This window comes from Rhodoblastus sphagnicola (assembly GCF_002937075.1).
GTDB lineage: Bacteria > Pseudomonadota > Alphaproteobacteria > Rhizobiales > Beijerinckiaceae > Rhodoblastus > Rhodoblastus sphagnicola.
In genome coordinates, this window is the sequence record NZ_NHSJ01000121.1 from 55,776 (window position 1) to 76,857 (window position 21,082).

The following is a 21,082-nucleotide window of genomic DNA, read 5'->3' on the forward strand; positions in this document are numbered from 1 at the left end:
CAAATTGTTGATTCAACGCGGTGAATTCCTCTCTCTCGCGTGTCCCGCAAAACGAATTTTATCCGAGCCCCCGCAACTTTTGTTTGTGTAGCGCGCGCATGAGGAATTATCTATAAGCCTTCTCGATCATCTTATCCCTCTTTTTCGGGACCCCGCACCGATGGCCTCTCTCGACAGCTTCAAATGCCGCAAGACCCTCAAGGTTGGCGCGAAAACCTATCATTACTATTCTCTTAAAGCTGCGGAGAAGAATGGTCTCGAAGGCATTTCGAAGCTGCCCTATTCGATGAAGGTGCTGCTCGAAAATTTGCTGCGCAATGAGGACGGGCGCTCGGTCACGAAAGAAGATATCGTTGGCGTCGCCGAATGGCTTGGGAACAAGGGCAAGGTTGAACGGGAAATCGCCTTCCGCCCCGCGCGCGTCCTGATGCAAGATTTTACAGGCGTCCCGGCGGTGGTGGATCTCGCCGCCATGCGCGACGGCATCGAATCGCTGGGCGGCGATCCCGAAAAGATCAACCCGCTCGTGCCCGTCGATCTCGTGATCGACCATTCGGTGATCGTCGATCACTTCGGCTCCAAGAGCGCGCTCAAGCAGAATGTCGATCTAGAATACTCCCGCAATGGCGAACGCTACACCTTCCTGAAGTGGGGGCAGGGCGCGCTGGACAATTTCCGCGTCGTCCCTCCGGGCACCGGCATCTGCCACCAGGTCAACACGGAATATCTCGCCCAGACGGTCTGGACGCGGAAGGAGAAGTTTCAACCGGCGCGCGGCAAGGCCGTCACGGTCGAGGTCGCCTATCCCGACACCGTGGTCGGCACCGATTCGCACACCACCATGGTCAATGGTCTTTCGGTGCTCGGCTGGGGCGTCGGCGGCATTGAGGCGGAGGCCGCCATGCTCGGCCAGCCGCAATCCATGCTGCTGCCGGAAGTGATCGGTTTCAAGCTGAACGGCAAACTGAAAGAGGGCGTCACGGCCACCGATCTCGTTCTGACCGTCACGCAAATGCTGCGCAAGAAGGGCGTCGTCGGCAAATTCGTGGAATTCTTCGGCTCTGGCCTCGACGGGCTGACGCTGGCGGATCGCGCCACCATCGCCAATATGGGACCGGAATATGGCGCGACCTGCGGCTTCTTCCCGATCGATTCGGAAACCATCGATTATCTAGACAAGACCGGCCGCAAGCCGGCGCGCGTGCAGCTCGTCGAAAAATACGCGCGCGCCCAGGGCCTGTTCCGCACCCGCGCCGCCGCCGAACCGGTGTTCACCGATACCGTGGAACTCGATCTCGCTTCGGTCGTGCCGTCGCTCGCCGGCCCGAAGCGGCCGGAAGGCCGCATCGCGCTGGACAGCGTCGCGGCCGGTTTTTCCTCGGCCATGGAAACCGAATACAAGAAGATCGCTTCGCTCTCCGAACGCTACAAGGTCGAGGGCGAAGAGTTCGACATCGGCCACGGCGATGTCGTCATCGCCGCCATCACCTCCTGCACCAACACCTCCAATCCCAGCGTTCTCATCGGCGCCGGCCTGTTGGCGCGCAACGCCGTCGCCCTTGGCCTGACGGTCAAGCCCTGGGTCAAGACGTCGCTCGCGCCGGGCTCGCAGGTGGTCGCCGAATATCTCACCAAGGCGGGCCTGCAAAAGCCGTTGGACAAGCTCGGCTTCAACCTGGTCGGGTTCGGCTGCACCACCTGCATCGGCAATTCCGGCCCGCTGCCGGAAAAGATTTCCAAGTCGATCAACGCCAATGGCGTCGTGGCGGCGGCTGTCCTCTCGGGCAATCGCAACTTTGAAGGCCGCGTCTCGCCGGACGTCCAGGCCAACTATCTGGCTTCGCCGCCCCTGGTCGTCGCCTATGCCCTCGCGGGTTCCATGCAAAAGGATCTGACCAAGGAGCCAATCGGCCACACCAAGAAGGGCGAACCGGTCTTCCTGCGCGACATCTGGCCGACCTCCAAGGAAATCCAGGAGTTCGTCCGCAAGAACGTCACCAAGTCGCTGTTCAAGTCAAAATACGCCGATGTCTTCAAGGGCGACGCCAACTGGCGCAAGGTCAAGGCGCCGCAAAGCCAGACCTACGCCTGGGACAACAAGTCGACCTATGTGCAGAACCCGCCCTATTTCAAGGGCATAGAGATGCAACCGAAGCCGGTGACGGACATCGAGGGCGCGCGCGTCCTGGCGCTGTTCGGCGACAAGATCACCACCGACCATATTTCCCCGGCCGGATCGATCAAGGCGGCGTCGCCGGCGGGCAAATATCTTCAGGCCAACAAGGTCAAGCCGGAGGATTTCAACCAGTACGGCACCCGGCGCGGCAACCATGAAGTGATGATGCGCGGCACGTTCGCCAATATCCGCATCAAGAACTTCATGCTCGCCGGCGAAGACGGGTCTGTCCCGGAAGGCGGCAACACCAAGTTCTTCCCCGGCGGCGAGGTTCTGCCGATCTACGACGCCGCGATGAAATACGCCAAGACCAAGACGCCGCTGGTGGTGTTCGCGGGCGTTGAATATGGCAATGGCTCCTCGCGCGACTGGGCGGCCAAGGGCACTAACCTGTTGGGCGTCCGCGCCGTGATCGCCGAGAGTTTCGAGCGTATCCACCGTTCGAATCTGGTCGGCATGGGCGTGCTGCCGCTGACCTTCGAAGAGGGCGTCAGCTGGAAGTCGCTGGGCCTGAAGGGCGACGAAACCATCTCCATCAAGGGTCTCACCGAGTTGCAGCCTCGCCAGAAGCTTGAGGTGGAAATCACCTATGCCGACGGCGCGGTGAAAAAGGTCAGGCTGAACAACCGCATCCTGACGCTCGACGAAATCGAGTACTACAAGAACGGCGGCATTCTGCACTATGTGCTGCGCCAACTCGTCGTCGCCTGATTTCACGGGATAGAAAAAGCCGCCGGGCGTCATCGCCCGGCGGCTTTTTGTTGGCGGAAGTCATACGAAATCCGAATGATCCATTCGGATTTCGTATTCCATTCGCGTGGAATTCCGGCTCCGCCTCAAGGAATTCCACGCGATTTCGTTTCCGCGAATCGCGAAGCGATCCAGCGGAAACCGGATCAGTCGGAGATCAAGACCTTGCGGCATTCCGGCGGCAAGGCCGACATCGGCATCGGCGGCTTCGGCTTGGCGTTGGGGTTGGGCCGGGGGTGGAGGATGGTCGGCTTGAACCAATAGGCGAGGGATTCATCGCAGCCTTCGCCCGGCGGGACGGGGTCCTGGTCCTTGCAGAGGTCCGCGCCATCGGGGCAAGCGATGCGGACGTGGAAATGGTAATTGTGCCCGTAATAGGGGCGCACCTTGTTCAGCCAGGCCCGGTCGCCGGTCGCATCGCGGCAGAGCGCCTTCTTGATGGCGGCGTTGACGAAAATGCGCTCGACCACCGGATCGCGCGCCGCCGAGCGGATGATCGCCAGTTGGCCCGGCGTCCACACCGAACGATCGACATCGAGTCCATCTGCTCGGACCATGTTGGTGGCCGACATCTCCTCGCGCTCTCTCCGCGAGAGATTGCGATCCGGCATGGGGGTCAGCCAGATGTCGACGTCCAGGCCAATCTGATGCGAGGCGTGGCCGGTGATCATCGGGCCGCCGCGCGGTTGGGACATGTCGCCGACGAGAATGCCGGGCCAACCCGCCTCGTCGGGCGCCCGCGCGGAAAGATTTTCGAGAAAGCGCACGAGATTGGGATGACCCCAGAAGCGATTGCGCGAAATGCGCATCACCTGCCAGGTCTCTCCATTGACGGGCAAGGCCTTGGCGCCAGCGAGGCAGCCGCGCGAGTAAAAACCGATCGCGCGCGCCGAAAGATCGGCGGGTTCGGTCGCGCGTCCGAACAATTCCTTGGCAGGCGTGGCCGGGTCGTCAGGCCGCGCGAGCGGCGGCAGCGGCTTGGGGTCCACCGACCCGATTTCTTGAGCAACGCCCGCCGTGGCGCAAATGAAGGCCAAACCTAAAACACCGAAGAAAAGCTTGCGCGAAGGTAAACGGCGAGCGATCGGAATGTTTTCGTCAACCTTTACATCAATTAGAACTTTACGGGCAAAGCTCATGCTGCGATCCTGTGGAAAGTCAGTGATTGTCTGGGTCTGAGGGGGATTTCATGCGAATATTCATTCGGTTAATGGCGCTCATTGCCGCGCTGCTCGTTGCGCCGATGGCGGCGCAGGCCAGAGTCAACATCTCCGTGGATCTGTCCTCCCAGCGCATGGTCGTCACCTCCGACGGCGGCGCGTCTTACTCCTGGCCGATCTCTTCGGCGCGCGCTGGTTATGTCACGCCGCGCGGCACTTATCACCCCACGAGCCTCCAGACGATGCATCGCTCGAAAAAATACCATAATTCGCCGATGCCTCATTCGATTTTCTTCAATGGCGGCTATGCCATTCACGGAACTTACGCCGTTGGCGCGCTGGGACGCCCCGCTTCCCATGGCTGCATCCGTATCTCGCCGGCGCATGCCTCGACCTTGTTCTCGCTGGTGCGCGCGGAAGGCGCGGTGATCCAGATCGTCGGCAGCGCGCCGGTTCGTCACTACGCGCGCGCCGGACATCACGGCCACGCTTATGCCCGTGTCGCCCATCACCGTCCACACGCCCATGGGACCGCGCTCGGCTACGCGCCGCATCATAACGAAAGAATTCAGCGCATCTTCAACCGGATCATGCCGGAATGATGATCAGTCGGCCGCTGGATGATCGTAACGCAATTTCAGTCCGATGATCAGCACGTTCAGAAGAACCGTGATGATGTTGAAGATAACGATGGACATGGACTGGATCAGAAGGCCGTAAATCAACCACAAGCTACAGCCGGATACGAAAACGCCCTGGGTCAGGAGCGAGATCGACCGGGCGTCCCGACTCCGCAAGATCTTGATGGCTTGCGGGGTCCAACACAAAGTGGTGAGCGTTCCCGCGCTGAAGCCGACGATTTCCGTGACGAGGTTCAAAAGCCGCTCCTCAACCCATTGAGCCTGGAGGGCGTTCGGGGAACAGTGGATCACCGAATACCCTCTATAAGATTGTTTTCGCGCGCGTTCTTCATGCGAGCCGAACTCCATTTCGCTTGAAAGACGCTAGGGGCCGCCAAATAGCCGGGCGATGACCCGCGCGGTGTAATCCACCATGGGCACGACACGCGCATAATTCAATCGTGTCGGCCCGATGACGCCGAGTACGCCGACGATTCGGCGCTGGGAGTCATGGAAAGGCGCCGTCACCATTGATGAGCCGGAAAGGGAAAACAGCTTGTTTTCCGAACCGATGAAGATCCTCACGCCGTCCCCGTCCTCGGCGCGCGCGAGCAGATCGATCACGTCGCTCTTGGTTTCGAGGTCGTCGAACAACAGCTTGATCCGCTCAATGTCCGTCATTGCGCTGACATCTTCGAGAAGGTTGGCCTGGCCCCGGACGATGAGGTTCTGCGCGGCGCCCGCAGGGCCGGCCCAGATGGCCAGACCGAGCGACACAAGCTTGGCCGTGAGCACGTCGAGTTCCGACTTGGCGGCGGTGCGCGACATTTCGATTTCACCGCGCACCTGCGCGAGGGTTCGGCCTTTTACGCGCGCGTTGAGATAGTTTCCCGCTTCGACCAGCGCCGATTGCGGAAGATCGGGCGGCACCGGAAGCACCCGGTTCTCGACGGAGCCATCCTCTGACACCAGGATCGCCAGCGCCTTCTCCGGTTCCAGGCGAACAAACTCGATCTGTTTCAGCCGGTTGTTCTCTTTGCTCGTCAACACCACGGCGGCGCCGCGCGACAGGCCGGACAACAGGCTCCCGGCTTCCGCCAGCGCCTCATCGATGCTGCGCGCGCGTGACGCCGCCTGCATTTGCGTCTCGATCTGGCGCCGGTCGTCGTCGGTCAGGTCGCCAATTTGCAAAAGCGAATCCACGAAAAATCGCAAGCCGAGTTCCGTAGGCAGCCGTCCGGCGCTGGTATGGGGCGAAAAGATCAGGCCGAGGCTTTCGAGATCCTGCATGACGTTGCGGATGGAGGCAGCCGACAGCGGCATGGGGAGAATCCGCGACAATTGCCTGGACCCCACGGGTTCGCCATTGGCCAGATAAGACTCGACGATGTTGCGAAAAATCTCGCGCGACCGCTCATTCAGCCGCGACAGCGCGCCTGGGCTCGATAAAGGAAAATCCGAGTTCGCCGACATCCGCAGATTTTACTCGCACCGCTCGAGCCTTGCTCAAAGTTTTCTCAGAGCAACCTCTTCGATCCGATGGCTTGGACCCTTGGTTAGAATGAGGCTCGCTCTTGCGCGCGTTGGCAAGATGTTTTCGTGAAGGTTCCGCAAGTTTATCCGGGTCCAGATGTCCTTGGCGACCTCTTCCGCCTCGACATCGCTGATGTCGGAATATCTCTTGAAATAGGATCTGGGGTCGCGGAACATGGTCGAACGCAGCCGCATGAAGCGCTTGACGTACCATTTCTCCAGCAGCGCCTCGTCGGAATGCAGATAAACGGAAAAGTCGAAAAAGTCCGAGATGAACGACGTTTCCTTGCCGTCGCGCGGCGGCCGGCTGGGCAGGAGGACGTTGACGCCCTCGACAATCAGAATGTCCGGCCTGTCAACGGAAATCACCTGATCGGGAACGATGTCATAGGTCAGGTGCGAGTAAACCGGCGCCTCGACATGGCTTTCGCCGGCTTTGACCGCCGAAAGAAACCGCAGCAGCCGGGCGGTGTCGTAGCTTTCCGGAAAGCCCTTGCGATCCATCATGCGGCGGCGCTTCAGTTGCGCGTTCGACAACAGGAAACCGTCGGTGGTGATCAAATCCACTTTCGGCGTATTGGGCCAACGCGACAACAAGGCCTGAAGCACGCGCGCGGTGGTCGATTTGCCGACCGCGACGGAGCCGGCCACGCCGATGATATAGGGCACTTTGCCGTCGGCCCCGAGAAAGCGTTGCGTCGCCTTGAACAGGCCCTGAGTCGCCGCAACGTAAAGAGCCAGCAGACGCGACAGCGGCAGATAGATCGCGACGACCTCGTCCATCGAAATGGGATCGTTGATCGATTGCAGCCGGTTCAGATCGTCGATCGTCAGCGTCATCGGCGTGTCGGCGCGCAGACACGCCCATTCGTCGCGCGTGAACCGGCGATAGGGAGAAAGGCACGGACGCGCGGGCAATTCCCGCGCTTCCGCTCGGATGTCTCGGACCATCTCGACCAAGCCCATTCTCCGTCTCCGACTCTTACCCCTGGCTGGCGCGAGAGGCCTTTTCCTGGTGGCCCGACTGCTGGGTGCGACGGGCGAGTTCACCGATCACATCCTGCAACGGAACGCCGCCGTCTTGAAGCAAGACCAATAGATGATACAGCACGTCGGCCGCCTCCATCTTGAGCCCGACCTTGTCACGTTCGACCGCCGCGATCACGGCTTCTACGGCTTCTTCGCCGAATTTCTTGGCGACGCGCGCCACGCCGGCGTCAAGCAGCGATTTTGTGTAGGATTTGTCGGCGGAGGACTGGGCGCGGCTGGCGATCAGCACGGCGAGATCGTCGAGGGTGAAATTTGCGGTCATGAGGCGGTCTTTGCGGCGGTCTGGGTTTGAGGATCGAGGCGCATGGGCAGGCCGGCCTTCGCCATATAAGATTTGGCCTCGCCAATGGTGAATTCGCCAAAGTGAAAGATTGAGGCGGCGAGAACCGCGCTGGCGTGACCCAGGCTGATGCCTTCGACCAAATGATCCAGCGTGCCCACGCCGCCCGACGCGATCACCGGAATCGAAACGGCGTCGGCGATGGTGCGGGTCAGTTCGAGATCGAAGCCGGATTTGGCGCCGTCGCGGTCCATCGAGGTCAGCAGGATTTCACCCGCTCCGAGCGACGCGACTTCCTGCGCATAGGCCACGGCGTCGATGCCGGTGGGGCGGCGTCCGCCATGGGTAAAAATCTCCCATTTTTGCGGGCCGACCTGCTTGGCGTCGATGGCGACGACAATGCACTGGCTGCCGAATTTCTCCGCGCCCTGCCGGACGAAATCGCGATTATGCACGGCTGCCGTCATGATCGAGGCCTTGTCGGCGCCCGCCAGCAGGAGATTGCGGATGTCGTCGATGCCGCGCACGCCGCCGCCGACGGTGAGCGGCATGAAGCAGGCTTCCGCCGTGCGCCGGACGACGTCGAGCAGCACGCCGCGCTCCTCGTGGCTCGCGGTAATGTCGAGGAAGCACAGTTCGTCGGCGCCGGCGGCGTCATAGGCGATGGCGCATTCGACGGGGTCGCCGGCGTCGCGGAGATCGACGAAATTGACGCCCTTGACCACGCGACCGTCTTTGACGTCGAGGCAGGGTATCACGCGGGCTTTGAGCACGTTGGGCTCCTCCGGATCGTTCGCGGGATTACGCGACTTTGCGGGATTTGATGAGATCGAGCGCCTGTCGCGGATCGAGACGGCCGTCGTAAAGCGCGCGGCCGGTGATGGCGCCGGCGAGTTTGACGCAATCGGGCCGCAACAGTCGTTCGATATCGGCGATCGAGGCCAGACCGCCCGAGGCGATCACCGGAATGACCAAGGCCTCGGCGAGCGCCAGCGTCGCCTCGATGTTGAGACCCTTCATGGCGCCATCGCGGGAAATGTCGGTGTAGATGATGGCGGCGACGCCGGCGTCCTCGAACCTCTTGCCAAGTTCGACCGCCGTCAGTTCCGAGGACTTGGCCCAGCCGTCCACCGCGACCAGACCGTCGCGGGCGTCGACGCCCACCGCGATCTTGCCGGGATGCAGGCGCGAGGCCTCGCGCACGAAGGCGGGATCGCGCACGGCGGCCGTGCCGATGATGACGCGATCGACGCCCTTTTTCAGCCAGCCGTCCACGGTGCGCATGTCGCGGATGCCGCCGCCGAGCTGCACCGGCATTTTGGTCAGGCGCGCGAGAATGGCGTCGACCGCGTCGCCGTTCATCGGCTTGCCGGCGAAGGCGCCGTCGAGATCGACGACATGGAGATATTCGAAACCCTGCTGTTCGAACCGTTGCGCCTGCGCGGCGGGGTCGTCGTTGAAGACGGTCGCCCGGTCCATGTCGCCATGGACGAGGCGCACGCATTGGCCGCCCTTCAGATCAATCGCCGGAAACAAAATCACGGACGCCACCTCAGGAAGTTGGAAATCAGTCGCAGACCCATGGTCTGGCTCTTTTCGGGATGGAATTGCAAACCGACAATATTGTCGCGCCCGATCATTGCGGTCAGCGGCTCGCCGTAATCTGTGGTGGCCAAGACGTGCGCGGGATTGGTCGCACGAAAATAATAGGAGTGGACGAAATAGGCGTGCAGGCCGTCTTCGCCGGTCGGGATGTTGGCGAGCAGGGGATGGTCGCCGTTCGGGCTCAGGCTGTTCCAGCCCATGTGCGGGATCTTCAGCGCCGGGTTTTTCGGCGCGATGGGCGCGACTTCGCCACCGATCCAGCCCAGCCCCGGCGTGACGCCATGTTCGAGCCCGCGGTCGGCCAGCAACTGCATGCCGACGCAAATGCCCAGGAAAGGCGTCGCGCGCTTTTGCACGCACTCGCTCAAGGCGTCGAACATGCCGTCGATGGCGAGCAGCCCGCGCCGGCAGTCCGCGAAAGCGCCGACGCCGGGCAGCACGACGCGGTCGGCCGAGCGCAAGGCTTCAGGCTCGCGGACGATGCGGATCGAATCGCCTTGACCGGCTTCACGGGCGGACCGTTCAAACGCCTTGAGCGCGGAATGAAGGTTGCCCGAGCCATAATCGATGATGGCGACGTTCACGACCGCTTCTCCTGCTCGTTGATCATTTGGGGGATTCGATCAAAATAGATGCGCTCGGCGTCCCGCGCATTTTCGCCGAGGCTCAAGCCCTGAAGCAGCAAGCCTTTGCGGGACAGCGCCTGTTCGCGCACCCGGTCGGCCTCAAGGCCGAACGCCAGCGCGCCGAGCGTATAAACCAGCGCCGCCACGGCGGCGTCAAGGTGAAGCGTCAAGGCCAACACGCCCGCGAGGGCCGTCCAGAGCAGCCACAGGCCGAGCATGCGCCACAGCCGATGTCTGAGCGCCCAAACCGGCGTCAGCAGGAACGCCGTGCGATCGAAACCCTGGCGGACGAAAACGGCGCGTTCTCCGGCGGTTTCGCGCGAGCCCGCGGGCTGATAGACCGAATAAAGAAACAATGGCGGCTTCGCTCGCTTTAGAGCGCTCCCTTCGTCGAGGGAATTTTGTCTGCTTGCCGCGCGTCAATGGCGACGGCGCGGCCGAGCGCCCTGGCGACGCCCTTGAAGCAGGTCTCGGCGATGTGATGATTGTTCACGCCGTAAAGCGTCTCGATGTGGAGGGTGATGGCGGCGTTCTGGGCGAAGGCCTGAAAAAACTCCCGCACCAGCTCGGTGTCGAACTCGCCGATCTTGGCGTTGCTGAACCGGGTATTGAACACCAGAAACGGGCGACCGGAAATATCGATGGCGACGCGCGTCAGCGTTTCATCCATGGGAATATGGGCGTCCGCGTAACGCACGATGCCGCGCAACTCGCCCAGCGCGCGGCGAAACGCTTGGCCGAGGGCGATGCCGACATCCTCGACGGTGTGGTGCTGGTCGATATGGAGGTCGCCTTTGGCCTCGATTTCGAGATCCATCAGCGAATGGCGGGCGAGTTGATCCAGCATATGGTCGAAAAAACCGATTCCAGTCGAAATCCTGCTCATGCCGGCGCCGTCCACGCAAATTTTGACGGAAATGTCCGTCTCCTTGGTTTTGCGCGTGATTTCAGCTTGTCGCGTCATTGTTCTTTCCCGACCCATCGGAAATTTCTCTTTAGCAAATGGACGGCGCGCGCGCCACTCTGACTTGGGGAGGGCTTGCAAGCCTCGTTCTTGCGCAATAGATGCGCGGGGGAAAGCGCAGCTTGCGTCGCAACGGAGAACCCATGGCGGACGACCCAACACCTTCGACGATGCACGCGACCACCATCATCCTGGTGCGCAAGGACGGCAAGACGGTGATCGCCGGCGACGGGCAGGTCAGCCTCGGCCAGACCATCATCAAAGGCAATGCGCGCAAGGTGCGCCGGCTCGGCAAAGGCCACGTGATCATCGGCTTCGCCGGCGCCACGGCGGATGCCTTCACGCTGTGCGAGCGGCTGGAGGCCAAGCTCGAACAATATCCCGGCCAATTGCTGCGCGCCTGCGTCGAACTGGCGAAGGACTGGCGCACGGACCGATACTTGCGCAAGCTTGAGGCGATGATGCTGGTCGCCGACAAGACCAGCGCGCTGGTGATCACCGGCGCCGGCGACGTGCTGGAGCCGGAGCCGCAAGGTCGGGGATCGGTGATGGGGATCGGTTCGGGAGGAAATTACGCGCTTGCCGCCGGCCGGGCCCTGCTCGACACCGATCTGGACGCGGAAACCATAGCGCGCCGGGCGCTGCTGATCGCGGCGGACATTTGCGTCTATACCAACACCAATATCGTGGTCGAAAGCCTCGACTCGCTCTGACCGGACGGATTCCATGACCGAATTATCCCCTCGCGAGATCGTTTCCGAGCTCGACCGTTTCATTGTCGGCCAAAAGGACGCCAAGCGCGCGGTGGCGATCGCCCTGCGCAATCGCTGGCGGCGCCTGAAGCTCGAAGGTCTGATGCGGGAAGAAGTCCTGCCGAAGAACATTCTGATGATCGGCCCGACCGGCGTTGGCAAGACCGAGATCGCGCGACGGCTGGCGCGCCTCGCCAATGCGCCGTTCCTGAAGGTCGAGGCCACCAAATTCACCGAGGTCGGTTATGTCGGCCGCGATGTTGAACAGATTGTCCGCGACCTCGTCGAAATCGGCATTGCCCTGGTCAAGGAGGCCAAGCGCCGCGATGTCGCCGCCCGCGCGCAACTCGCCGCCGAGGACCGCATCGTCAGCGCCCTGGTCGGCGTCAACGCCAGTCAGGCGACCCGTGACGCCTTTCGCAAGAAATTGCGCGATGGCGATATGGAAGACAAGGATGTCGAAATCGAATTGACGGCGGCGGCCAATCCCGCGCCGCCGATGTTCGACTTGCCCAACATGCCCGGCGCTTCCATCGGCGCCATTTCCCTGGGCGATATTTTTGGCAAGGCGCCCCAGCCCAAGCGCCATCGCATGAAGGTCAAGGACGCCTACAAGCCCCTTCAGGCGGAGGAAAGCGAGAAACTGCTGGACCACGAACAGATCGTGCGCGACGCGCTGCGCGAAGTCGAAAACGCCGGCATCGTGTTTCTCGACGAAATCGACAAGATCTGCGCCCGCGACGGTCGCGGCGCCGATGTGTCGCGCGAGGGCGTGCAGCGCGATCTCCTGCCGCTGATCGAGGGCACCACGGTCGCCACCAAGCATGGCGCGGTCAAGACCGATCACATTCTGTTCATCGCCTCAGGCGCGTTCCATGTCGCCAAGCCGTCCGACCTCCTGCCGGAATTGCAGGGCCGGTTGCCGATTCGCGTCGAACTGTCGTCGCTTGAGGAAGAGGATTTCAAGCGCATCCTGACCCAGCCGGAAGCCAGCCTCGTCAAGCAGTATCGCGCCTTGATGGAGACGGAGGGCGTCGATCTTCAATTCACGGACGACGCCATCGACGCTTTGGCGCGGATCGCCGTCCAGGTGAACGCCAGTGTGGAAAACATCGGCGCCCGCCGGTTGCAGACCGTGCTGGAGCGCGTGCTCGACGAGGTCAGTTTTTCCGCAAGCGACAGTTCCGGGCAGACCGTGGTCGTGGACGGCCCCTATGTCGAGGCCCGCGTCGGCGATCTCGCCGCCAATGTCGATCTGAGCCGCTACATTCTCTAGAGCATGATGCGTTTCCACGGAAACGCATCATGCTCTAGACTCTTTGTTTTCGCATGATCTTTTCCAAAAACCGGTGTCCACTTTTGGGGATCATGCTCTAGCCCAGGCAACCGAAAGGCTGGGGCGCAAGCCCCAGCCGTCGCAAACTCAGTCCTTGGCGCGCTCGACGTAAGTATTGTCCTCGGTGAGGACGACGATGCGGGTGCCGACGCCGATATGCGGCGGGACCATGACGCGCAGGCCATTGTCCATTTTCGCGGGCTTGTAGGACGAGGACGCGGTCTGGCCCTTGGTCACCGGTTCGGTGTCGATCACTTCCAGCGTCACGCGCGCGGGCAACTGAATGCCAACCGCGACGCCATTGAACAGCGACAGGATGCATTTCATGCCTTCCTGCAGATAGGCGGCCTGTGTGCCGAGCACGTCCTTGGACACGATGACCTGCTCGTAATTGTCGTCGTTCATGAAGGTGAAGCCGTCGCCGTCCGCATAGAGATACGAATAGTTCATGTCCTCGACATGGGCGCGCTCGACCTGCTCGGTGGTCTTGTAGCGCACGGAGGTCTTGTTGCCATCGGACAGGCGGCGCATGTCGATCTGCGTCGTCGGCGTGCCCTTGCCCGGGAAAAAGCTTTCGGCGCTCAGCACGACATAGAGGTTGCCGTCCTCGTGCTCGATGATATTACCCTTGCGGACATTGCTGGCGATGATCCTCACGGTGCGACTTCCTTGGCGAGCGACGGCGGGCCTGCGGTTGATGGAACGGGCCGTCGGGTCTATGGACCTTTTGAAAAGAGCGGCGTCACCTATACTCATCCCGCGTCGCAAAGCCAATCATTTGTCGCAAAACGCGAGGTTTCCCGCATGCGCCGGCAGAATCCTTTCTGGGGCGAAGATTACCACGCCGGCCGCCGTCCGCGACTGTTGAATAGGGCGCGCATCGTCGCGGCGCTGCGCGCCTTTTTCGCCACGCGCGATTTCGTCGAGATCGAACCGTCCGCGCTTCAGGTCTCGCCCGGCAACGAAACCCATATCGCTGGCTTCGCGACGCAGTTTTCCGCGCCCGGCGGGGTGTCGCAAGAGCTTTTCCTGCATTCTTCGCCGGAATTCGACTGCAAGAAATTGCTGGCGGCCGGCGAACCCCGGATTTTTGCGCTGGCCCATGTGTTCCGCAACGGCGAGCGCACAAAACTGCACCATCCCGAATTCACCATGCTGGAATGGTATCGCGCCGGGGCCAACTATCGAGACCTGATCGCCGATTGCGCCGAGGTTTTGGCGACCGCGGCCGACGCTGCGGGCGTAAAGGAGTTTTCGTTTGGCGGCAAAAGTCTCGATCCCTTCGCCGCGCCAGAAGCGCTTTCGGTGACGGAAGCGTTCGCGCGTTACGCCGGGATCGATCTCGTCGCGGTGCTCGAGGATCGCGACGCCTTCGCCGCCGAAGCGCTTGGCCTGGGCTTGCGCGTCACGCCGGACGATCACTGGTCCGATCTGTTCAGCAAGGTGGTTTCGGAAAAAATCGAGCCGCGTCTCGGCGAGGGGCGCGCGACCGTCCTGATTGATTATCCCGCGAGCGAGGCGGCGCTGGCGCGACGCAAGCCGGGGGATCCCCGGTTCGCGGAGCGGTTCGAGCTTTATGGCTGTGGCGTCGAATTGGCCAACGCCTTTGGCGAATTGACCGACGCCGCCGAACAACGCCGCCGCTTCGCCGCCGACATGGATGAACGCCGCCGCATTTACGGAGAAGCCTATCCGCTCGACGAGGATTTTCTTCAGGCTCTGGCGTTCATGCCGCCGGCGAGCGGCATCGCGCTGGGCCTCGACAGGCTGGTCATGCTGGCGACGGGGGCCGAGACCATCGACCAGGTGATATGGGCGCCGGTGGCGAAGGCATGACCATACCCCCGTCCGACAGGACGATGACGGCCATTGAGGAACTGATCGCCGCCGGTCTGGTCGAAAGCGGCGCGGCGGCGGCGCTGACCGAGGTCGCGGCGCGTTACAGCGTCGCCGTGCCGGCGTCGGTCGCGCGATTGATTTCGCATCCCGACGATCCGATCGGCCGACAGTTCTTGCCGCGCGCGGCGGAGTTGCTGCTTTTGCCGGAGGAGAACGGCGATCCCATCGGCGATGGCGCCCACGAGGCTGTCAGGGGTTTGATCCATCGTTATCCCGACCGCGCTCTGCTCAAGATCACCAGCGTCTGTCCGGTCTATTGCCGCTTCTGCTTTCGCCGGGCCAGCGTCGGCGCGGGAACGGAAGGCGTGCTCGACGACGCGGCGCTCGACGGGGCCTTCGCCTATCTTGCCGACCACAAGGAAATCTGGGAGGTGATCGTCACGGGCGGCGACCCGCTCGCGGTTTCGCCGCGCCGACTCGCGCAGGTGTCGCGCCGTCTGGCGGCGCTGCCCCATGTCAAGATCCTGCGGGTTCATTCGCGCGTGCCCGTTCTGGCGCCTGAACGCGTCACGCCGGCTCTGACCGAGGCGCTGAAAAGCAGCGGCAAGACCGTCTATGTCGCTGTCCACGCCAACCATCCGCGCGAATTGACGGAACGCGCGCGCGCGGCCTGCGCGCGACTCGCCGACGCCGGTATTGCGCTGGTGAGCCAGAGCGTTCTGCTGCGTGGCGTCAATGATGATGTGGACGTCCTGTCGGCGCTGATGCGCGCCTTCGTGGAAACTCGGATCAAACCTTATTACCTGCACCACGGCGATCTGGCGCCGGGAACCTCGCACTTTCGGCTATCCCTGGCCGAAGGGCAGGCTCTCGTTCGAGAGCTTCTTGGGCGACTATCAGGACTCTGCCAGCCGATTTATGTCGTCGATATTCCCGGCGGACATGGCAAGGCCCCCGTTGGTCCCGTTTACGTCTCTCGTCAGGCTCAAGGCTGGTCGGTCGTGGACTGGCGGGGTATCCGTCATGATTATGTTGATTCGCTCGGGCAAAGCCGGGAGCCGCAGCCTTGACGCCAAAAGGATTTCAGCCGTGACTCGATGGCTTGCCGCCCTGTTCCTGATCTTTTCGCTCGTCGTCCCGGCCTTGGCCGGCGAAGCAAGGTCGCCCGCCGCGGCGGGGACCTCGACGACCGGCGTAGAAGCGCAGCCGGCCCCCAACGCGCCGCCGTCGGACAGGCTCGACGCCGCCAAGGCGGCGTTGGACAAGATCGCGGCCGCCCTTGCCGTCGAAACCGTTCCCGACGCCGATCTCGTGAAATTGCGCGGCGATATCGATCCCGTTCTGACGCAGGTGCTTGGCGTGGCGGTCGAGGTCACGCCCAAGCAGGCGGCGATTAAACTCAGGCTTGAGCAACTCGGCGCGCCGCCGGAAAAGGACGCCAACCCGCAGGCGCCCACAGAGGATCCAAAGGTCACGCAGGACCGCACCGAGCAACTCAAGCTGCAAGCGACGTTCGACGATCTCGCCAAGCGCGCGAAACTGCTCCAGGTGCAGGCTGAACAAATGGCCGCCCAGATTGGCGACCGGCGGCGCGCGCTCTTCACCAACTCGGTGTTCCAGGGCGGCCAAAGCATTGTCTCGCCGGCGCTGTGGCTTGACGTGGCGCAGGAGGCGCCGCGCGACCTCGCCTCCACGGCGGAGATCTTCACCGAATTGTTGCGTCAGCTCAAATATGGCTTGACCGGTTCGAAGGCGGCGCTGGCGCTGGCCCTGCTGGCGCTGATCGTCCTCAGCGCCGTCTGGGCCGTTCTCGCCATCATGCGGGTGCTTCCCAAGGCGAAGCCGCATCGCGAATTGAACGCCCTGCGGGTCAGCTTCGCCGCGCTCTGGAGCGGGGTCGCCGTCATGATCCCGCCGCTGGGCGCCATCGGCGCCGTGTTCGCGCTTGTGGACTGGCTGGGCGTCTCGGATCCCCAATTGCGGCGCCTCGGCCTCAACCTCATCGCGGTGATGGTCCGGCTGGCGGTGACGGCGGGCATGATCACGGCGATCCTTGCGCCATTTCGGTCGTTCTGGCGGCCAATTGATCTTTCCGACCGCGTCGCGCGCCGCCTCGCGCGGCTGATCTTCGTGCTGATGGGCGTCGCCTCCATCGGCAAGGTCGTCGAAGTGCTGGCGGAAACCGTAGGCGCGTCGCTCCAGGTTTCGGTGGCCGCGCGCGGCCTGTTCGCGCTGCTGGTCGGGCTGATCCTGGCGCGGGGCCTCTATGGGATCATCCTGTCGCCTGACACGAAGCCCGAGACCGCCGGACGTCCCTCGAACATCGTCGATGAATCGCCGTTCTGGGCGCCGATCCGATTGCTGGCCTGGCTCGCCACTTTCGCAATTATCGGGGCGGCGGTGTCGGGCTATGTCGCGCTCTCCGCCTTTCTGGTCACGCAGATGGCCTGGATGGCTTTCGTCGGCGGCGTGCTGTTCCTGCTGCTCAAACTGAGCGACGGCGGGATGGAACAGGCGTTCCGCCCGAACTCCCGCATGAGCCGCAGTCTCACCGCGACGATCGGGGTGGGGCGCGAGAGCTTGCAGCAGATCGGCGTTCTGCTGTCGGGCCTGACCACGGTTTCCCTGTCCGCCGCGGCGGTCATGCTTGTGCTGTTCCCTTGGGGCGTTCAGTCCCATGACATGATCGGCGCCGCGCAATCGCTGTTCTTCGGCGTGAAGATTGGCGACGTCACCATTTCGCTTTCGAGCGTCGTGCTGGCTCTGGTCTATTTCGCCGTCGGCTACGGCCTGACCAGAGCGGTGCGCAACTGGCTGGAAAACCGCTATCTTCCCCTCACCCAGCTCGATCAGGGCTTGCGCGACGCCATTTCCGCGAGCGTCGGCTATCTCGGCCTCGGCGTGACGCTGGCCCTGGCCTTGAGCTATGTCGGAATCAGCCTCGACAAGCTGGCGCTGGTGGCCGGCGCCCTGTCCGTCGGTATCGGTCTCGGCTTGCAGGGGGTGGTCGCCAATTTCGTTTCGGGCCTGATCATCATGTGGGAACGGGCCATTCGGGTCGGCGACCTCGTGGTGGTCGGCGGCGAAACAGGCACGGTTCGGCGCATCAACATCCGCGCGACGGAAATCCAGACCGCCGACCGCGCCACCACCATCGTGCCCAACGGCAACATGATCACCGGCGTGGTGAAGAATTTCGTGCGCATGGATCGGGTCGGACGCGTGGTGATTCCGGTTCAGGCGACCTGGGACGCCGATCCGGAAAAGGTGCGCGAGATTCTGGTCGACACCGCCAGGGCGCATGAGGAAGTCGTGGGGTTTCCCTCGCCCTTCGCGTTGTTCGTTCGATTCAGCGCCATGCTGGAGTTCGAGCTTTATTGCTTCGTCGAGGATGTCGATCGGGCGGCGCGCGTGAGGAGCGATCTGCATTTCGCCATCTTCCGGGCTTTCGCCGAAGCCGGACTCAAAATGAACCCGCCAACGTCAACCCCGCTCGACGCCAGTGTGATCGAGCCGCTTTTGCGCGCGCTGGCGCCGCCTCCGCCGCCGGAGCCGAAGGAAAGGGAAAATTAACGCATGCAGCGCACAGCCTTGGACATGATCGCCCGACACATTCTCCCTCTCGCCGCCCTCCTGGCCCTCGCCGGCTGCGCCGCCGAAACCTTTCCCGAGCGGCCCGAGCCCGCGCCGTCTGCGCCGAGTTTTTACACCTCCATGGCGACGCCGGGCGCCAGGGTCGACGCGCAGGGCGCGGCGGAAATGATCTCGCTTTATCGCGGCAATCACGGACTGGAGCCTGTGGCTGTCGATTCCGGCCTGATGGAGGAGGCTCGGCGGCAGGCCGAAGCCATGTCATCGGCCGACAAGCTCAGCCATGAGGTGCGGGGCTCGCTGACCGACCGGCTCAACCGCGCCGGCTACGCCAAATCGAAGGCGGTCGAGAACGTGTCGGCCGGCTATCACACGGTGGCGGAAGCTTTTTCCGGCTGGCGCGATTCGCCGCCGCACAACGCCAACATGTTGGCCTCCGGCATGAAGCGCATGGGGATCGCCGCCGTCTACAATCCCCGCTCGAAATATCACGTGTTCTGGGCGCTGGTGATGGCGAATTAGCGCATATCCCGCAAAAAGTGGACGCCGGTTTTGCGAAAAGATCATGCGAAAACAAAGAGCCTAGAGCGCGATGCGTTTCCGTGGAGGCGCATCGCGCTCTAGGGCATCTTGCCGGCCAGGAATTTTTGCACGGGGACGAGCGACGCGGCCGGATCCTCCTCGAACGGAACATGGCCAAGGTTCGGCAGCCGAACCAGGGTCGCGTGCGGCAAGTCGCGCAAGTAGTCGGTGGCATTGCCGATGGGGATCATGGCGTCCTTCTCGCCCCACAGCAAAAGCGTCGGAACCTGGATGTGGGCGAGGGTCGGCGCGGGATCGCGCAGCATCACCTGCTCCATCCGCGCCAGAATCGCCTCGCGGACGCCGGGCGCCAACATCAGGTCGTGATAGCGGGTGAGGGTGGTCTCGCTCAAACCCTCGGGGCGCGCGTAGGCGGCGGCCAGCGTTTCGCGCAACAGGCTGCGCGGCGTGACATAGGGCAGCGCCCGCATCATCAGCGGCGTTTCCGGCGTCTTGTCATACTCAAACCCCGCGCTGGCGAAGCCGTCCGGGGAGACCAGCACCATGCGGGACACGCGCCGGGGATGTTGGGCCGCAAAATTCCAGGCGATCCGTCCACCCAGGGAATTGCCGACCAGACTGGCGCGGGCGACGCCAAGCTGATCCATCAGATCGACCAGAATCTGGATCTCGCGGGCGTCGGTATAATCGCCGGTCGGGTCGGGGCCGGTCAGGCCGAAGCCCGGCAGGTCGAAACGGATGACCCGGTAATGCGCCGACAGGCTCGTGGCCCACGGCTCCCAGGTGTCCAGGCTGGAGCCGAAGCCATGCAGCAGGATCACCGCCGGGGCGTCGCGCGGTCCGGTGTCGCGCAGGCGCAGGCGCACGCCGTCCACCATGCGGTATGCGCCGGGATAGGCGGCCTCCAACTCGGCGCGGGGCTTGTCGGGAGCGTAAAGCACGAGCGAGAGCGCGACGGTCGCCACGGCCAGAATGGGAGCGATCATTGGATCCTGTCCTCGTGCTTTGCCAAAGGCGGCTCGTTTCCTTCCACGCGGTTCGCGCGTCGGCGGTGGGCCGCCGCAGTCTGAAGAGTAAATGTTGAGCAGGGCTGGTTGGTCAAGGTCCAGGTGTTTTGCAACGCCGGTTGGACTGCTTGTTTTGGCGACGACTGGGAGAGCGGCCATGGCGCGGCCAAAAGTGAAAATGCGAGAAGCACAACATCTTGTTCACCATATGTTTCACGTGAAACGCCGGCGAGGCGTTAGAGTGCTGTAAGGGTGTGAAACTGAACGACAATCCAACAGCGCGACGAAATGGGAGCGCCCCGCCTTCGCTGCGACGGGCCACGGATGTCGTACGCAACCATCTGGTTGCGTGAGCTAAAATCGAATGTTTTTTGCAGGAATTTGAACGAAATTCGCGAAGATCGACGGCGTTTCACGCTGTTTCGGACAGATTCATTGCAATCGAAGGTAGAGAATTCAGCAAGAGTGACGGCTTGATGATGTGTCGCGTGCGGTCGAAACCAGCGTGCAGGCGGCGGCGGCTGTATCCAAAGCGGAAATACGAACCTGCACCCACACAATCCGCGGCGCCGCATGGTGCGGAGGAGACCTTGGCCACGAAGCCGCTTAGTCCCGGTCAGTCACAGCCGAAATCCGCATTCCTGATTCGATGGCCCCGATGGCGGACCGTTGCGTATCAATATGCGAAAACCGGCCGGTATCTATTCGATACCGGCCGGCAATATTCGGCTCACATGCTCGATACACTGACTTCAGGCAGCGACGGTGGACTCGCCGCATGCCGATGACAGTGTCACTTCACATGCCAAGCTAAAGCCAAATGGCGTCAGCCGACGAACGAGGTCTCGATGGCGGCAGCCTTCTTCAGGCCACCCTGCCAGTAGGCCGGGAACCACGTGGTGTGCGAGATCAGCGCGAGATGCACGAGGATCGCGATCACGGTCACGGAGCCGAGCAACAGCGGGAGGCCAATGCTCGGGTTGACGACGGTCCAGATTTTGCCTTGGTTCATATCAGAAACTCCTCAATGCAGCCAGGGAGAGAAAGCGAACGCGAGAACGTGCGCGAAGATCGCGAGCACGAAGAACACGCGGGTTCCGTCGATGACATGCTTGTGAAGCTCTTCGGATTGCTCCGGGGTAAGAACAGCCATTTTCCACCTCTCATGATAAACCACTGTTTTTTCGCGTACTAAACTCGCACGCGTTTTATTCGCCCCAGTGGCCGGGCGGCGTAAACTCCAGCGAAAT

At 62.6% G+C, this 21,082-nt stretch carries 22 protein-coding genes; 8 read left to right on the forward strand and 14 right to left on the reverse strand.

Annotated features, from left to right (window positions below; genetic code table 11):
• Nucleotides 1-160 precede the first annotated feature (160 nt).
• The gene (gene acnA, locus CCR94_RS19605; protein ID WP_104509507.1) at nt 161-2,887 is read left to right on the forward strand and encodes an aconitate hydratase AcnA; all 2,727 of its coding nucleotides are present in this window, start codon (nt 161-163) and stop codon (nt 2,885-2,887) included.
• Between the two features lie 185 nt (nt 2,888-3,072).
• Here acnA and mepA read toward each other — a convergent pair whose 3' ends face one another.
• Nucleotides 3,073-4,011, reverse strand: a complete 939-nt coding sequence (mepA, locus tag CCR94_RS19610; RefSeq protein ID WP_425332347.1) for a penicillin-insensitive murein endopeptidase — start codon at nt 4,009-4,011, stop codon at nt 3,073-3,075.
• 104 nt (nt 4,012-4,115) lie between these two features.
• Here mepA and CCR94_RS19615 point away from each other — a divergent pair, with 104 nt between their 5' ends.
• Nucleotides 4,116-4,688 (forward strand): L,D-transpeptidase, encoded by a 573-nt coding sequence (locus tag CCR94_RS19615; RefSeq protein ID WP_104509509.1) that lies wholly within the window; start codon nt 4,116-4,118, stop codon nt 4,686-4,688.
• 3 nt (nt 4,689-4,691) lie between these two features.
• Here the strand turns inward: CCR94_RS19615 and CCR94_RS19620 are convergent, their stop codons facing one another.
• The 9 genes from CCR94_RS19620 to hisB all read right to left on the reverse strand — a co-directional run bounded on the left by CCR94_RS19620 (nt 4,692) and on the right by hisB (nt 10,764).
• Entirely contained in the window at nt 4,692-4,964 is a 273-nt protein-coding gene (locus CCR94_RS19620; protein WP_206605871.1) for a SemiSWEET family sugar transporter, read from the reverse strand.
• A gap of 126 nt (nt 4,965-5,090) precedes the next feature.
• Nucleotides 5,091-6,179, reverse strand: coding sequence for a heat-inducible transcriptional repressor HrcA (gene hrcA, locus CCR94_RS19625; RefSeq protein ID WP_104509511.1), 1,089 nt, complete (start codon nt 6,177-6,179; stop codon nt 5,091-5,093).
• Nucleotides 6,180-6,212: 33 nt separating this feature from the next.
• A complete protein-coding gene (gene coaA, locus CCR94_RS19630; protein WP_104509536.1) occupies nt 6,213-7,190 on the reverse strand; it encodes a type I pantothenate kinase in 978 nt (325 codons plus the stop codon).
• A 31-nt stretch (nt 7,191-7,221) separates the two neighbouring features.
• The gene (locus CCR94_RS19635) at nt 7,222-7,551 is read right to left on the reverse strand and encodes a phosphoribosyl-ATP diphosphatase (protein WP_104509512.1); all 330 of its coding nucleotides are present in this window, start codon (nt 7,549-7,551) and stop codon (nt 7,222-7,224) included.
• Complete coding sequence (gene hisF, locus CCR94_RS19640) at nt 7,548-8,342, reverse strand: imidazole glycerol phosphate synthase subunit HisF (protein ID WP_104509513.1); 795 nt, start codon at nt 8,340-8,342, stop codon at nt 7,548-7,550. Before hisF ends, CCR94_RS19635 begins: the two co-directional genes overlap by 4 nt.
• Nucleotides 8,343-8,370: 28 nt before the next feature.
• Entirely contained in the window at nt 8,371-9,111 is a 741-nt protein-coding gene (gene hisA / locus CCR94_RS19645) for a 1-(5-phosphoribosyl)-5-[(5-phosphoribosylamino)methylideneamino]imidazole-4-carboxamide isomerase (protein ID WP_104509537.1), read from the reverse strand.
• Nucleotides 9,108-9,758, reverse strand: coding sequence for an imidazole glycerol phosphate synthase subunit HisH (gene hisH, locus CCR94_RS19650; protein WP_104509514.1), 651 nt, complete (start codon nt 9,756-9,758; stop codon nt 9,108-9,110). The genes hisA and hisH overlap by 4 nt, the downstream gene beginning before the upstream one ends.
• Entirely contained in the window at nt 9,755-10,156 is a 402-nt protein-coding gene (locus CCR94_RS19655; RefSeq protein WP_104509515.1) for a DUF2628 domain-containing protein, read from the reverse strand. Before CCR94_RS19655 ends, hisH begins: the two co-directional genes overlap by 4 nt.
• 17 nt (nt 10,157-10,173) lie before the next feature.
• The gene (gene hisB, locus CCR94_RS19660) at nt 10,174-10,764 is read right to left on the reverse strand and encodes an imidazoleglycerol-phosphate dehydratase HisB (protein ID WP_104509516.1); all 591 of its coding nucleotides are present in this window, start codon (nt 10,762-10,764) and stop codon (nt 10,174-10,176) included.
• Nucleotides 10,765-10,907: 143 nt separating this feature from the next.
• Here hisB and hslV point away from each other — a divergent pair, with 143 nt between their 5' ends.
• Nucleotides 10,908-11,477 carry an ATP-dependent protease subunit HslV gene (hslV, locus tag CCR94_RS19665; RefSeq protein ID WP_104509517.1) on the forward strand — a complete coding sequence of 190 codons (570 nt, stop codon included), beginning with the start codon at nt 10,908-10,910 and terminating at the stop codon, nt 11,475-11,477.
• 13 nt (nt 11,478-11,490) lie between these two features.
• Nucleotides 11,491-12,792 (forward strand): ATP-dependent protease ATPase subunit HslU, encoded by a 1,302-nt coding sequence (hslU, locus tag CCR94_RS19670; RefSeq protein WP_104509518.1) that lies wholly within the window; start codon nt 11,491-11,493, stop codon nt 12,790-12,792.
• A gap of 147 nt (nt 12,793-12,939) precedes the next feature.
• Here hslU and efp read toward each other — a convergent pair whose 3' ends face one another.
• The gene (gene efp, locus CCR94_RS19675) at nt 12,940-13,509 is read right to left on the reverse strand and encodes an elongation factor P (protein ID WP_104509519.1); all 570 of its coding nucleotides are present in this window, start codon (nt 13,507-13,509) and stop codon (nt 12,940-12,942) included.
• 147 nt (nt 13,510-13,656) lie between these two features.
• Between efp and epmA the strand changes: the two genes are divergently transcribed.
• The 4 genes from epmA to CCR94_RS19695 are packed head-to-tail and all read left to right on the forward strand — an operon-like array spanning nt 13,657 to nt 18,804.
• Entirely contained in the window at nt 13,657-14,688 is a 1,032-nt protein-coding gene (gene epmA, locus CCR94_RS19680; protein ID WP_104509520.1) for an EF-P lysine aminoacylase EpmA, read from the forward strand.
• Entirely contained in the window at nt 14,685-15,761 is a 1,077-nt protein-coding gene (locus tag CCR94_RS19685) for a lysine-2,3-aminomutase-like protein (protein WP_104509538.1), read from the forward strand. The genes epmA and CCR94_RS19685 overlap by 4 nt, the downstream gene beginning before the upstream one ends.
• 19 nt (nt 15,762-15,780) lie before the next feature.
• The gene (locus CCR94_RS19690; protein ID WP_158254842.1) at nt 15,781-18,264 is read left to right on the forward strand and encodes a DUF3772 domain-containing protein; all 2,484 of its coding nucleotides are present in this window, start codon (nt 15,781-15,783) and stop codon (nt 18,262-18,264) included.
• Nucleotides 18,265-18,267: 3 nt separating this feature from the next.
• Nucleotides 18,268-18,804 carry a CAP domain-containing protein gene (locus CCR94_RS19695; RefSeq protein ID WP_244594148.1) on the forward strand — a complete coding sequence of 179 codons (537 nt, stop codon included), beginning with the start codon at nt 18,268-18,270 and terminating at the stop codon, nt 18,802-18,804.
• A 98-nt stretch (nt 18,805-18,902) separates the two neighbouring features.
• On the opposite strand, the gene CCR94_RS19700 is transcribed toward CCR94_RS19695, so the two are convergent.
• The 3 genes from CCR94_RS19700 to CCR94_RS19710 all read right to left on the reverse strand — a co-directional run bounded on the left by CCR94_RS19700 (nt 18,903) and on the right by CCR94_RS19710 (nt 20,985).
• On the reverse strand, nt 18,903-19,811 hold the full coding sequence (locus tag CCR94_RS19700; RefSeq protein ID WP_104509522.1) for an alpha/beta fold hydrolase: 909 nt from the start codon (nt 19,809-19,811) through the stop codon (nt 18,903-18,905).
• A gap of 847 nt (nt 19,812-20,658) precedes the next feature.
• Nucleotides 20,659-20,844 carry a light-harvesting protein gene (locus tag CCR94_RS19705; protein ID WP_104509523.1) on the reverse strand — a complete coding sequence of 62 codons (186 nt, stop codon included), beginning with the start codon at nt 20,842-20,844 and terminating at the stop codon, nt 20,659-20,661.
• Nucleotides 20,845-20,856: 12 nt separating this feature from the next.
• Nucleotides 20,857-20,985, reverse strand: a complete 129-nt coding sequence (locus CCR94_RS19710; protein ID WP_104509524.1) for a light-harvesting protein — start codon at nt 20,983-20,985, stop codon at nt 20,857-20,859.
• Nucleotides 20,986-21,082: the final 97 nt, after the last annotated feature.